The following is a 13,098-nucleotide window of genomic DNA, read 5'->3' as shown; positions in this document are numbered from 1 at the left end:
TTCTCCCTTCAAGCGACGGCAACGGTCGGCTGCGCGGCGGAGCCGAGCGCACGGTTGATGGATTCGGCCGCATCACGGCCCTGTGCAACGGCGGAGACCGTCAGGTCGTCGCCGCCGAGAACGCAATCGCCGCCAGCCCAGACGCCGTCGAGCGAGGTTCGGCCTTCGCCGTCGATGGCGATGCGGCCGGATTCCATACGCAACGCGCCGAGGCCGGAAGCTTCGAACGTCTGGCCGATCGCCTTGAATATCTGGTCGGCGGCGATGACGCCGGTATCGCCGGTGCCTGTCAGCTTGCCGTCGCGCAATTCAGTATATTCCACTTCGATGCCGGCAACCTTGCCGTCCTTGTCGAGGATGCGCTTCGGCGCCAGCCAATGGCGGATGATGACGCCCTTGGAGGCGGCGAGATCCTGCTCGTATTCCGAGGCGTTCATATGTTCCTTGCCGCGGCGATAGCAGATCGTCACCTCTTCGGCCCCGAGCAGCTTCGCCTGTACGGCGGCGTCGATCGCGGTCATGCCGCCGCCGAGAACAACAACGCGGCGGCCGACAGCGATGTCAGCCTTATCCTTCGCCTGGCGCAGATCGGCGATATAGCCGACGGCGTCGGCGACACCATCGAGGCCCTCGCCTTCGGCCCGCAGCGCGTTGACGCCGGCAAGCCCGAGGCCGAGGAAGACGGCATCGTACTGCGACGACAGATCGGCAAGGCTGAAATCGCGGCCAAGCGCCTGGCCGTTCTTAACTTCGATGCCGCCAATAGCCAGCACGTAGTCAACTTCCTTCTGCGCGAAATCGTCGACCGTCTTGTAGGTGGCGATACCGTATTCGTTGAGGCCGCCGGCCTTTTCGCGGGCATCGAAGATGGTGACGTCATGGCCTTTCACGGCAAGACGGTGGGCGGAGGCAAGGCCGGCAGGGCCGGCGCCGACAACGGCGATCTTCTTGCCGGTCGAGGCAGCGCGGGCATAAAACTGCTTATTTGCATCCATGGCCGCGTCGGTTGCATAGCGCTGCAGGCGGCCAATTTCGACGGGGCGCTCTTCGGCGGTGTTGCGCACGCAGGCCTGCTCGCAGAGCTGCTCGGTGGGACAGACGCGGGCGCACATGCCGCCCAATATATTCTGGTCGAAGATCGTCTTGGCCGAGCCGATCGGATTACCCGTCGAGATCTGGCGGATGAACATCGGAATGTCGATCGAGGTCGGACAGGCCGTCATGCACGGCGCGTCATAGCAGAAATAACAGCGGTCGGAAGCGACCAGCGCCTCATGGTCGTTAAGGCGCGGATGCAGATCGGAAAAGTTCGCATCATATTCGGCCGGCGTCAGCCTGCCTTTATGAATCCCAGTTTCCAGTCGTCCCATTGAAGTTCCCTCATTATAGTAAACGGCTAGTGGAATGAACGGTAACTCAGGATAAAAAATTTATCAAACGGTAAAATTTTTGAGTTTTTGGTTTTGCAAAAGCAGACGTCGCTGTCGCGATTGCACGGCGCCGCAGAGGAGCGGGAAGCATCCACTAACAATATGTTTTAATGTTATATTTTATGAAATCGGCCGACGATCTTCTGAAGAACAAACTATAAATTTCCTGAGTTTTGGACAGCTTCTTGAAAGCCTGTCCAGTCGCCGTTGGCGACCATTTTGACATCGGCGATATACGCTAGAGAAAAAATCGAATTTTTTTTTAGAAAGATGGGAACCAAGGCCGAGCGCCGCCGTTAAGGATGTGTCTTGGTGATGATCGCATCAACCGATGCACGCCCCCAAAACTCATCACCGGGCATCTACTCACGGTCCCCTCCCGATGAGTGAAAAGCAGCCAGTGCGCCGCCCTCGCACTGGCTGTTTTCTTTTGCGGTTTTCGTTTGGGGGCGTCAGCGGCGCTTCAGGATCTCATATTCGGTTTCGGGAATCGTCAGGCGATAACCGATGCTGTCGTCATCGATCGCGAATTGGGCGCGCCCATTCATGGAGGTGGGGACGACCCGCTCCAACACGGTGCGGCTGAAGCTGTTGTCTTCGAACTCATGGTCGGAAGGGAAGTAGAAGTGCTCCGACCATGCCACTTCGATCGCCTTCTTGCCGTTGAGTTCAGCCTCCTTGCAGTTCAGCGTGATACTGGTGGCGCCAGCGGAGATGGCACCGTGCGAGGCGGAATTAACGATCAGTTCGTGTAAGGCGAGGCCGAGATGGACGGCGGCATTCGGGGTGAGATGCGCATTGATCCCGTAGATCGGCATCGGCGTCCCTGCATCGGGCCAATAGGGGGCGAACTGCTTTTCAGCGAGCTCGAACAGATAGGCGCCACGCCAGCTCGAATCGGTGATCAGGTCCTGCGAGTTCGACAGCGACTGCAGGCGCCCCCGGAATTTGATCAGGAAATTATCGAGCGACACGGTATGACGCGCCGTCTGCGTGGCGATGCCCTGGATGATTGCCAAAAGATTTTTGGAGCGGTGCGACAGCTCGCGCAGCAGCGATTTCAAAACTTTTTCGCGGTGCCGGGTCTCCGTGATTTCGGAGATGACGGAAAGCAGGCCCTGCGCCTTGCGTCCGCCGACGCGCTCGATCTTCAGCTCGTAAATTCGCACGCCATCGCCCGTCACCAACTCCACTTCCGCGGTGACGGGCTTGCCGCTTTCCAGCACCCCGCGTTTGAGCTGCAACAGGTGTTCGCCGTCTTTCTCGCCGAAGAGATGGAGATCCGTGCCGCCGACGATAAGAGATGGTTTCAGGTGGTCGGGCAAGTTTTCGGCATAGCGAATCGCAAGGTTTGCGTCCTGAAAGAGAATGGAGATACCAGCCGTGCCAAGCGCGCGCTCCATCATAGCGGCCTTGCCCTCAAAACTCAAAGGCGCACCCGATAATGGTTCAGTCGTATTCACCGGCTCGCCTTTCACTCGAATTTCGAGAAACCCGCCGACAGGGCATTCTCGACCGGAAAAACTCAGCCCGGTTTATAAAGTCAATCGCTATAACAGTCGGTAAAGCGTCCCTAAGCCGCCGCAACGTCCAGCCGCTATTTTTGTTCCACGACAAGGTGTCAAATTGTATCAGGCGGCCACCTTTGTGGTTTCGTTAAAGAAAAGAGCCTGGCTGATCAGCGCTTTCACCATGTCGGGATTGAATGGCTTGGTCACGAGGAAGGTGGGCTCCGGGCGCTCGCCGGTCAGTAAGCGCTCGGGGAAGGCGGTGATGAAAATGACCGGAATGCTGGATGTTTTGAGGATGTCGTTGACCGCGTCGATGCCGGAGCTGCCGTCGGCGAGTTGGATGTCGGCGAGCACCATGCTGGGGTTGGTGGCATTGTGAAGAGCGACTGCCTCCGCATGGGTGCGGGCGATGCCGGTGACCCGATGACCGAGGCTTTCCACCATCTGCTCTATATCCATCGCGATCAGCGGTTCATCCTCGATGATCATGATATTGGTTGCCACCTGACGCGAAATTTCCTGAGATGCCTTGTCGAGCAGGTTCATGGCCTCGGTTTCCGGCACATCGAGAATATCGGCGATCTCGCCGAGACGGAAATTTTCGACGGAGGCAAGGAGGAAGGCCTGACGGGCGACCGGAGAAACCTTGGCAAGATTCACCGAGGCACGCTGTTCCCAGGCGTAGGGTGATGTCGGCTCGGGGATCTGGACCGCTGAGGAACCGAAGAGCTTGGTGAAGAGTTTATAAAGGGCAACGCGGTCGTTGGGCGTGTCTGGGAAGATGGAAAGATCGGCGATGATCGCTTCCAAAACCGCCGCGACATAGGCGTCTCCCGATGTCTGCGTCCCCGTCAGCGCACGGGAGTAGCGGCGCAAAAAGGGAAGATGCGGCGCAATGCGTGTGGAAAGTGTCATTAATGGCTCCCGCCCTTTACTAATTTCTAATTGAAACACAGCCTCCAAGACTGCAGTGACAAGCAAACGCCAACTCAGTAAAAAAGTTCCTCTCCCGCGGAACTTTTTTTAAATACGGGCATTACTCCTGCCGACGAACAGTAGGTTTCAACCGCCCAATTCGGGCCGAAGCGGACGGGGTGAGGCTACTGGCCTCCCAGACTGGGTGTATAAAGGCACACACCCGCCCATGAACGCGAGAAAATGCGGAAGCGAGCAGGCTAAATGACTACCCAGAATCAAGAGGACGCGGACCGCAAACGGCCTGACGTGCGTGCCGTCGATATCCTCGATCCCAACAATCAGATTGGTAACCGGCTGCGCTCCTTCTACGCTGCGGTGCAGGATGAGGCTATCCCCGATCGTTTCCTTGATCTGCTTGAGAAGTTGGATCAAGCTGAACGGCTAGCTTCTGCAAAGCTCTCCGATTGAGGAGGAAGCGTCATGGAACCGCAACCGAGCTTCAAGCGTGAACTCCTGGCCGCTCTCCCGAGCCTTCGTGCCTTCGCCATCTCGTTGACCGGCCGCCACGACCGCGCCGATGATCTCGTGCAGGACACGATCATGAAGGCTTGGGCGAAGCAGGATCATTTCGAGATGGGCACGAATATGAAGGCCTGGCTCTTCACCATCCTGCGCAACGAACTTTATAGCCAGATGCGCAAAAGTGGCCGCGAGGTGCAGGACAGCGATGGCCTGTTCACCGAATCGATGGCAACACATCCCTCGCAATATGGCGCGCTCGACCTGCAGGATTTCCGCAAGGCACTCGATCAGTTGCCGGCCGATCAACGCGAAGCCATCATCCTCGTCGGCGCCTCCGGTTTTTCCTATGAGGAGGCTGCAGAGATCTGCGGTTGCGCCGTCGGCACCATCAAGAGCCGCGTCAACAGGGCCCGGCAGCGTCTACAGGAATTGCTGCAGATTTCCGGAGAAGCGGACTTCGGTCCCGACGCCACCTCCGCGCCGTTGACGTCCAAGGCGTTTGCTTTCTAGGCAGAGGCAATCTGTACCGAGCCGCTCTCAATCATCCCGCTTCTTCGTTCCAAGCAAGTTGCCGAATACCAGCGCGGTAGCAATGGCAGCGGTGAGCAGCGGTTGTGACTTTGCGAGGTCAAGCGCTGCGACGGCCATGGATTCCAAGGCGGCGCGACGTTCGTGGATGCGGCGCTCCTCCTGCTTGTTGATGATCGTCATGATGACGAGAACGATCAGGCCGAGCAGCAGGGCGCCGGCGGCAATCAACAGTGCCGACACGGCTGCTCCGTAGATGCTCGCCAGCCAAATGGCAGCGGCTATCAGAGCAAAGGCATAGGCCGTTAAAATGAGAATCGCGGCGATGACGACAAAAATACCGTTGCGCTTGGTGCGCGCAACGGTGCGGTTCAAAGTGCCCGACAGAAGCAGGCCGAGGAACGGAGCTAGCATTGAAGCTCCTTAACGGCGTGACAGAAGCAGGGCAACCGCCAATCCGAAAGCTGCAGCAGCCCCGATGGTGGCAATGGGATGCTGGCGCACGGTCCTGCGCATTTCCCGCGTGCCCCTGACATAGCCGTGCTGCAACTCACGCAGCAGTTCTTCGCCGCGAGCCGTCAGATCCTCGTAGCCGGTCTCGGCACGCGCGCGCATCGTCTGGCTCTGCTTGGCGCTGTTTTCACCGACGATCTTGGCGAAAGCGGCGATTTCGTTGCGCAGATGTTCGATCTGCTCCTCGATGCTGGCTTCGATGTCGTGCAGGCTGCCGCCATTACGCTTGGCTCGCGCCGAATGGAGAATGGATGGTGCCATGGTCTTGCTCCCTTACGTCGTTAGCGTCTTCGTCCCGGCGCCTGAAAACCGCGCCGGCTTTTGCGATAACCGAGTGCTGCCAGCATATTGCGCTGCTGGCGTGCAGAACATTGATCTGGATCATTGGTCATCAACGCAGCGATGCAACGAAAAGTTCCGGCTTGTGCGGCGAAAGGGAAATCACTCCGCTAGCGCACTATGTGCGAGCACGAACGGCACGCCATCGAGGGGGAGGCAGTTGACCCGGAGCGCACAGCCGAAGACATCCTGCAGATGCCGATCGGTCAAAACGTCGGCTACGGGACCGGCCGCCTGCAATCGCCCGTTCTTGAGCAAAACCATCTGGTCGGCGAAGAGGGCGGTGAGATTAAGATCGTGCATCACGGCAATGACACCTCCGCCGCGCCGGCAGAATTGCCGGGCGAGCGTCATTATGGTGAGCTGATGGCTGATGTCGAGGCTGGAGACAGGCTCGTCGAGAAACAGCCAGCAAGGCTTCCCGTCGACGATGGGCTCGGGGATCTGGCAAAGCACCCGGGCGAGTTGGACGCGCTGTTGCTCGCCGCCGGAAAGCTCTTGATAGAAGCGGCCCTCGAAGCCGGCGAGATCGACGGAGGAAAGCGCCTCGGCGGCTATACGATCGGCCTGTTCGGGATGGCGGTTGCGCCCGGTCGTCAGCCCCATGCGGACGATTTCGTAAACGGTGAAGGGAAAGGAGATGGCACTCGCTTGCGGCAGCACGCCGCGCATTTCGGCCAGTTGCCAAGCGTCAAGGCTGCCGATTTCCGTTGCGTTGAGGCGCACCGTACCGTGATAGGCGAGTTCCCTCGAAATGGCCTTCACAATCGTCGTCTTGCCCGAGCCGTTCGGTCCGCAAATTGCTGTCAGTGCGCCGGCCGGGGCGGTGAAGGAGACATCGTGCAGGACTGTTTTGCCGGCGAGCCGCACGGAAAGGTTCGAGACGTCGATCATCGAAATCTCACAGGCTGAGGCGCGAGCGCTGCCGAAGCAGCATCCACAGGAAGAACGGCCCGCCGACACCGGCGGTGATGATGCCGATCGGCAATTCGGCCGGGGAGACGACGGTGCGGGCGACCACGTCGGCGATGATCAGTAGCGCGCCGCCGAGCAGCGCGGAGGCCGGCAGCAGGAAACGGTGATCCGGGCCGATCGCCAGGCGCAGAATATGCGGCACGATGATGCCGACGAAGCCGATGCCACCGCTGACTGCTACGGAGGCGCCGATCGCGGCCGCGACGCTGACGATCGCGACATTCTTCAGCCGCTGTACGGCGATGCCCATGTGGAAGGCGGCTGCTTCGCCGAGCGTCAGCGCATTGAGGCCGCGCGCCATGAAGGGCAGCGGCAGCATGGAGAGGACGATGATCGGTCCGGCGGCGGCGATCTTGGTCCAGGTCGCCCCGGCGAGCGAGCCCATGCTCCAGAAGGTGAGGTCGCGAAGTTGCCGATCATCGGCCATGTAGATCAGCATGCCGGTCGCCGCCAGCGCCAGGGAACCGAGCGCGATACCGGCCAAGAGCATGGTCGCTATGGATGTCTGCCCTTGCCGCGTCGCCACTCTGTAGAGGAGCACAGTTGTGACGAGACCGCCAATGAAGGCGGCAATCGGGAAGGAAAAGATGCCGAAGACATGCGCGACCGGGGCAAGAATACTGCCGCTAAGGACGATCATCGCCACTGCCCCGAGACTGGAGCCCGCCGAAACCCCGATCAGGCCGGGATCGGCGAGCGGATTGCGGAACAGGCCCTGCATGACCGCACCCGAAACAGCGAGCCCGCCGCCTATCAGGAAGCCGAGGATAGCGCGGGGAAGGCGGATATCGAAGATGATGATACGATCGCGGCTGCTCAGCGCACTGTCCGCGCCGCCGCTTACCATGCTTCCGATGACATCGACAATTGAGGCATCGGATGCGCCGGTCATGATCGAAAAGGCGAAAGCAAGGAGGGCTGTGACCACGAGGCCGGCCAGGACGAAAAGAGCAAGGGCGGTGCGGTCGCCCTCGCGATGGCGGCGATCCGTATGGTGCGACATGCGCTTCAGCCCCGGCATGACCTCGTTGAGTGCCACCTTAGCCCCCGTAGATCGCGGCGTTGAGCTCGCGCACGGCGCTGGCGGTGCGCGGCCCGAAGCCGAGCAGATACAGGCCGTCCATGCGGATGATCGCCTTGTGGCTGGCCGCCGGCGTTAGCGAAATCGCCGGTTGCTTCAAGAGGTCGTCATCCTTCATCGACAGCGGGCCTTCACGGTCCATGATCAGGATCACGTCGGGCTTTGCCTCGATGATCGCTTCATCGGTCAGCGGCTTGTAGCCCGAGAAATTGTCGACGGCATTGATGGCGCCGGCAAGCTTGATGATGCCGTCGGCGGCGGTGTTGCCGCCCGAAGCGAGGATCTTGCCATTCTGGTTGCTCAGGACAAAAAGCACGCGTTTGCGCTCGGCCTCAGAGCGTTTCCCGGAGTCCGTGACCGAGGCGTCGAGATCCGCGGCAACCTTATTTTCGAGGGCCTTCGCCTTGTCCGGAACACCAAGCAGCGAGCCGATGACGTCGATCTTCTTCAGAATGCCGTCGCGGTCATAGGTCTGCGGCACGGTTTCGAAGGGCACGCTGGCATTGCGCAGCACCGCCAGAGCCTCCGGCGGGCCGGAGCCGTCCACCGCGACGATCGCGGTCGGATTGACGGCGAGGATGCCCTCGGGTGAAAGCGCGCGCATATAGCCGACATCGGGCAGCTTGGCCGCCGCCTCCGGATACATGCTGGTGGAGTCGCGGGCGATCAGTCTGTTTCCCTCGCCCAGCGCGTAGATGATCTCGGTGACGTCGCCGCCGATCGAGACAAGGCGGGACGTATCGATCTTGGGCGCTTCCGTGGCGTGGGCGTGCCCGACGAAATCATGGCCGCTCTTGATCGGGCTCGTGGGAAGGAATGGCAAAGCCATCACTAGCGCTGTCAGCGCGATTTCCCACGGCTTGATGCGCTTGAAGTTCTTCAACATCGTCATGGCCCGATCCTTACGCAGCGACGCTGGCATCGGCCTTCGGCAGGTTCTCGATAATAGTGCGCCAGTCGGGACGCTCGTCGAAGCCTTCCGTCCGCTTGCCGAAGAACTGGATGATCATCTCGCCTTTGGCGTTGTAGGCTTCAAGCGAGGTGACATGACCATCCTTCGTCGGCTTGCGCACGGCCCAGGCCTCGGCAATGTGATCCTGACGCAGATGCAGATGGAAGGTGGGATCCATGACGTTGATCCACGGACCCATGGCCTGCACATTGAAGATTGGTCCGGAATGGATCTGCACAATGCCGTCATTGGCAACGAAGCACATGATCGGCAGACCTTCGCGGACAGAGGCATGCATCATCTCGGCGACCGCGCTCGTCTCCAACTTCCAGGCATAATCGTCACCGACCGTGCGGATCGCCGCCTGGCGGCCGATCTTCAATTTCTTCAGCATGCCGAAGAATTCATGTGTGTCGGTCATGCGGCTCCAGTGGTCGCGCAGTTCGTCGCGGCTGACATCGCCGTCGATCGCGCCGTTGTCGTAGCCGGAGCGATCCTCGATAAAACCCTGCGACTGGTCTTCGAGCAGCAGCTCGACGACGATGGCATGATAGGCCTCGAGGTTGGAGGCGGGGCGCAGGTGCACCTTATGGACGGCGCTACCGGCCTTGTCGAAGAACTGCAGGCTGAACCGCTGTTGGTCGCCATCCATTTTGGTGACCGCGAAGGCATGCGCCCAGCGCTTCGGGAAAATGCGCAGATCGATATTCTCGCCGAGCACGATGGCCGCCTGCACGCCCGATTTGATGTTTTCGTAAACGCCGATTTTTTCATGTACGGCGCTTTCGTTGCGCGACAGCGCCAGGACTTCGCCGAGGGAAGCGACGCGATCGAGGAAACGATAGACATCGGCGTCGATGCGAACAGCGGAAATGCCGACTTCCGCGGCAACCAGTGCCGCCTCGGAAACACCCAACCGAGCAGCGATATCGCGCTCGCGCATTTTGAATTTTCGGCGCGGAAGGCGCGGATGTCGGCGGGGGACAATCGGGTCGTTTCTTTGGTCGTGTCAGTCATCTGCTATGCCTATTTGTTGAGAATGAGTTTGCCTTGGCGCGTGATTTTCATCCGGTAGATGACGCCCTCGTGCCTGATCATGATTTCAGTTTGGCCACGGAAAATATCCGTGCTCTCGACAATTCTAATTTGCGGTGCGGCCATCAGCGGCACCGGCTGTATTGGGGTTTTCTCAGCAATCATCCTGCTTGGTTTTGCCTGAAAATTCATAGGAAGCCGGACAATGCCCTGGCCAGATTTATCTTGACTCACATACTCAAGGTTTCCTAAAGACGCAATAGAAGAGTGTTAGAGTCAAGTTTTAATTTTGGGTGGTGCGCATGCCGGTATTCGGTGTTCGATCCGCGCTCGCCACGAGATATTCAGGAGAGATTGCTGATGCCGACGAAGACGATTTTGGCGGTGGCCGCCAGCGGGTTGATCGCCATTGCATCCTGCCTCCCGGCCTTCGCCCAGGATGCGACTGCGGCTCCAACGGCGAGTGCCCAGAAGCTGAGTGTCGAGCTCAATGCACTGGTACCGTCGCAGAAGGGCTGCATGATGACCTTCGTCGCGGAAAACGATCTGGCGACGCCGATCGGCAAGATCTCCTTCGAACTCGCCTTCTTCAACGACAAGAATGCGGTCGACCGCGTCACCGTCCTTGATTTTCGCGACCTGCCGGTCGGCAAGAAGCGGGTGCGGCAATTTGATATGCCTGGCGTGAAGTGCGAGAGCGTCAGCCGCATCATCATCAACGATACGCCGGTGTGCGATGGCCCGGCGGCGGGGGAGTGCAAGGCAGCTCTCACGACGCGTTCACAGCTTTCCGTTCCTTTCGAAGGCTGAGACCATGGCTTCGCGCTCGGTCAGGGTTTCCATCGAGCGTCGCCGCGCCGGCGGCGGCATGAATGACAATCATCCGAGTGTGCTTCCAGGCCACGAACTGATCGGCCTTGACGGCCTACCGCGCCCCCCGGCCGCTGAAGCGGTTGCGCATTACAGCCGATTCACGCAGATAGGCTCCTTTCCCGATCATCCGGCCGAGCCTGTGCCGGATGCGCCCGAGCCACCCGTCATGGATGTGCTGATGGAGAGGCCGAGGCTGGCTCCTTCGACAGGCAAGAAAACTGTTGCCGTCGCTTGCCTCGGCTCCTTCCTCTTTCACGCTGTTATTGTTGCGGCCTTGTTGGTGACGATGGCCGTGGCCCCCGAAGATGCCGAGGAGGAGGCCGGCGATACCGTCAGCGTTATCATGCTCGGCAGCTCGGATATGGATCAGATGTCGGCGGGCGAGGAAAGTACGGAGCCGCAGCCCGAGCAGATAACGGCAGATGCCGTGCAGCCGCGGACGATGCAGCCTGCCGATGTAAAGCCTGCAGAAGCGGAAGCCGTTCAACCGCAGCCAACGGCGGCTCAGCCGGTCGAGACAGTCGAAGCTGTTCAGCCGGCGACTGAAACGGTGGAGACGGCGCAGCCGCTGCAACAGATCTCGCGGGAAGCGATCGTCAGCCCGGAGCCGGAGGTGCTGGCGACGCAGGCGCCGGCCGAAACGACCGTGGTTCAGCCGATGACGGCGTCGGTGCAGCCGACAAATGCTAAGCCTGAGGAAGTCCAACCCGCCGAGACGAAACCTGTTGAAGTGCAGCCGGTGGAGGCTGCGCAGGCTGCCGTACCGCCCACCGAAGCGGTGACCCCGGTCGAGAAACCGCTTCAACAGGCCAAGCCGATCGAAAAGCCGAAAGACATCGTCAAGAAACAGCCGCCCAAGGCCGTGAAGGTGAAGGCCGGCTCCGGCGGCGAGAGTGAGCAAGATTCGAAGAAGGGTTCTGCCGAAGGCACTGAAAATGCGCAGTCGAATGCGAATTCGCTAACCGACGGCCGTCGCACCGGCTTGGGCAGCGCGGCCGTTGCCAATTATCCGGGCAAGGTGCAGTCCCGCATTCGCCGCGCCGTGCGTCTGTCCTCGAATTACGAAAAGGGCATAACGGTTCGGGTGCGTCTGACGATCGGAGCGGGCGGTGAGCTCAGTTCCCTTTCCGTAGCACGGAGTTCGGGCATTCCCGAACTGGATGAAGCCGTCACCGATGGCGTTCGCCGAGCTGCACCGTTTCCGCCGCTGCCCCCGGAATGGGGCAAACCCAGCTGGTCCTTCACGCAGGAGGTTCAGGTGACAGGGCGATAGGCCGCAATAAAATATGATGAAAATTATCAACTTTATACTTTACTGCAAAAATCAACTTTAATATGGTTCTCTCGCGCTCGCTGGAGTCGAGTGCACAAGAGCAACCAACGAGCGGGTGACGCATGGCGCGTAAGGGGAAAAAGGATTTTGGCCGCGATAGCCGCGAGGCGCAAACGCCGGAGCCGGTATCCGCAAGATCCAGTCTCGACGGGCGCAGTTTCCTCTATGTCGGCGGTCGCGATTGCCAGGTGGCGCATTTGCGCCAGATCGCCAGCAGCTTCGGCGCCGAGCTCATCCATCACGACGGCGGCTTGCGCGAGGCGGTGTCGCGCATCGACACCGTGCTGCCTTCGGTCGACTGCGTCTTCTGCCCGATCGACTGTATCAGCCACGATGCTTGCCTGCGGGTGAAGACCGGCTGCAAGAAATTCGGCAAGGCCTTCATACCTTTGCGCAATGGCAGCAAGTCGAGCCTCGAGCGGGCGCTGCAGACGATGAACGAACGAGACAATTCCCGATGACTGACAAAGGCCCTGACGGGTTCATGATGATCGGCCTGCACAAGCTGGCCTCACAAAATGGCAACGGCTTGGTGCCGGAGCTCTATGAGTTACTGATGCGCCGCGCCGAAGAGCAAAGGCAGGCTTCCAACGTGACGGCCTTTCCTTTTTGGGAGGCGCGCGCTCCAGTTGAAGAGCCGAATCCGCCGCTGGGTGTTTCTGCGCAAGACGGCACGAATGTCATTGCCTTTGCGCCGCTGCCGGGCAAGACTGCGCAACGCCGCCAGAAGGTCTGACACCGGGAGATCCAGCCATGTATATTGCGATGAACCGCTTCAAGGTCATCATCGGTTCGGAAGGCGCTTTTGAAGCGGTCTGGAAAGGTCGCGATTCACGATTGGAAGATGTCCCTGGTTTCGTAGAATTCCGCCTGCTGCGCGGCGGCACGAATGTGGAAGAGGGTTATACGCTGTTTTCCTCGCATACGATCTGGCGCAGTGAAGAGGATTTCCTCAATTGGACGAAATCCGAGAATTTCCGCATGGCGCACCGCAATGCTGGTGATAACAAGGCGCTATATTGGGGGCCGCCGCGGTTCGAAGGATTTAATGTGGTTGCCGGCGTCTGACGGCATCGTCTGATACCGGC

At 59.8% G+C, this 13,098-nt stretch carries 16 protein-coding genes and 1 pseudogene; 7 read left to right on the top strand and 10 right to left on the bottom strand.

Annotated elements, in window-relative coordinates; genetic code table 11:
- Window positions 1-8: 8 nt before the first annotated feature.
- From CCGE525_RS15765 to CCGE525_RS15755, 3 genes are all read right to left on the bottom strand, one after another.
- A complete protein-coding gene (locus CCGE525_RS15765; RefSeq protein ID WP_120705104.1) occupies window positions 9-1,370 on the bottom strand; it encodes an NAD(P)-dependent oxidoreductase in 1,362 nt (453 codons plus the stop codon).
- Between the two features lie 512 nt (window positions 1,371-1,882).
- A complete protein-coding gene (locus CCGE525_RS15760; protein WP_205587475.1) occupies window positions 1,883-2,836 on the bottom strand; it encodes a sensor histidine kinase in 954 nt (317 codons plus the stop codon).
- A 225-nt stretch (window positions 2,837-3,061) separates the two neighbouring features.
- Window positions 3,062-3,856 (bottom strand): response regulator, encoded by a 795-nt coding sequence (locus tag CCGE525_RS15755; RefSeq protein WP_120705102.1) that lies wholly within the window; start codon window positions 3,854-3,856, stop codon window positions 3,062-3,064.
- 264 nt (window positions 3,857-4,120) lie between these two features.
- Here CCGE525_RS15755 and CCGE525_RS15750 point away from each other — a divergent pair, with 264 nt between their 5' ends.
- Both CCGE525_RS15750 and CCGE525_RS15745 read left to right on the top strand, forming a co-directional pair.
- Window positions 4,121-4,327, top strand: a complete 207-nt coding sequence (locus CCGE525_RS15750) for a NepR family anti-sigma factor (protein WP_120705101.1) — start codon at window positions 4,121-4,123, stop codon at window positions 4,325-4,327.
- Between the two features lie 12 nt (window positions 4,328-4,339).
- On the top strand, window positions 4,340-4,891 hold the full coding sequence (locus tag CCGE525_RS15745) for an RNA polymerase sigma factor (RefSeq protein WP_120705100.1): 552 nt from the start codon (window positions 4,340-4,342) through the stop codon (window positions 4,889-4,891).
- Between the two features lie 27 nt (window positions 4,892-4,918).
- Here the strand turns inward: CCGE525_RS15745 and CCGE525_RS15740 are convergent, their stop codons facing one another.
- The 7 genes and pseudogenes from CCGE525_RS15740 to hemP form a co-directional block, all read right to left on the bottom strand.
- Window positions 4,919-5,323: a hypothetical protein gene (locus tag CCGE525_RS15740; protein WP_120705099.1), complete on the bottom strand. Its 405-nt coding sequence runs from the start codon at window positions 5,321-5,323 to the stop codon at window positions 4,919-4,921.
- Window positions 5,324-5,332: 9 nt separating this feature from the next.
- Window positions 5,333-5,683, bottom strand: coding sequence for a glycine zipper domain-containing protein (locus tag CCGE525_RS15735; protein ID WP_120705098.1), 351 nt, complete (start codon window positions 5,681-5,683; stop codon window positions 5,333-5,335).
- Window positions 5,684-5,863: 180 nt separating this feature from the next.
- The gene (locus CCGE525_RS15730; protein WP_120705097.1) at window positions 5,864-6,655 is read right to left on the bottom strand and encodes a heme ABC transporter ATP-binding protein; all 792 of its coding nucleotides are present in this window, start codon (window positions 6,653-6,655) and stop codon (window positions 5,864-5,866) included.
- Window positions 6,656-6,662: 7 nt separating this feature from the next.
- Window positions 6,663-7,757 carry a FecCD family ABC transporter permease gene (locus tag CCGE525_RS15725; protein ID WP_162950250.1) on the bottom strand — a complete coding sequence of 365 codons (1,095 nt, stop codon included), beginning with the start codon at window positions 7,755-7,757 and terminating at the stop codon, window positions 6,663-6,665.
- Between the two features lie 19 nt (window positions 7,758-7,776).
- On the bottom strand, window positions 7,777-8,709 hold the full coding sequence (locus tag CCGE525_RS15720; protein WP_120706433.1) for a heme/hemin ABC transporter substrate-binding protein: 933 nt from the start codon (window positions 8,707-8,709) through the stop codon (window positions 7,777-7,779).
- A gap of 10 nt (window positions 8,710-8,719) precedes the next feature.
- Window positions 8,720-9,786, bottom strand: a pseudogene (locus CCGE525_RS15715) (hemin-degrading factor).
- 9 nt (window positions 9,787-9,795) lie between these two features.
- A complete protein-coding gene (gene hemP / locus CCGE525_RS15710; RefSeq protein WP_120706432.1) occupies window positions 9,796-9,969 on the bottom strand; it encodes a hemin uptake protein HemP in 174 nt (57 codons plus the stop codon).
- Between the two features lie 195 nt (window positions 9,970-10,164).
- Here hemP and CCGE525_RS15705 point away from each other — a divergent pair, with 195 nt between their 5' ends.
- The 5 genes from CCGE525_RS15705 (at window position 10,165) to hmuQ (ending at window position 13,078) form a co-directional block, all read left to right on the top strand.
- A complete protein-coding gene (locus CCGE525_RS15705; RefSeq protein WP_120705094.1) occupies window positions 10,165-10,614 on the top strand; it encodes a hypothetical protein in 450 nt (149 codons plus the stop codon).
- Between the two features lie 4 nt (window positions 10,615-10,618).
- Window positions 10,619-11,950 (top strand): cell envelope integrity protein TolA, encoded by a 1,332-nt coding sequence (gene tolA / locus CCGE525_RS15700; RefSeq protein ID WP_120705093.1) that lies wholly within the window; start codon window positions 10,619-10,621, stop codon window positions 11,948-11,950.
- A gap of 122 nt (window positions 11,951-12,072) precedes the next feature.
- On the top strand, window positions 12,073-12,471 hold the full coding sequence (locus CCGE525_RS15695) for a DUF2325 domain-containing protein (protein WP_120705092.1): 399 nt from the start codon (window positions 12,073-12,075) through the stop codon (window positions 12,469-12,471).
- A complete protein-coding gene (locus CCGE525_RS15690; RefSeq protein ID WP_120705091.1) occupies window positions 12,468-12,746 on the top strand; it encodes a hypothetical protein in 279 nt (92 codons plus the stop codon). Before CCGE525_RS15695 ends, CCGE525_RS15690 begins: the two co-directional genes overlap by 4 nt.
- A gap of 17 nt (window positions 12,747-12,763) precedes the next feature.
- A complete protein-coding gene (gene hmuQ, locus CCGE525_RS15685) occupies window positions 12,764-13,078 on the top strand; it encodes a heme-degrading protein HmuQ (RefSeq protein ID WP_120705090.1) in 315 nt (104 codons plus the stop codon).
- Window positions 13,079-13,098: the final 20 nt, after the last annotated feature.

The organism is Rhizobium jaguaris, assembly GCF_003627755.1.
GTDB lineage: Bacteria > Pseudomonadota > Alphaproteobacteria > Rhizobiales > Rhizobiaceae > Rhizobium > Rhizobium jaguaris.
This window is presented reverse-complemented; position numbering and strand designations above follow the sequence as displayed.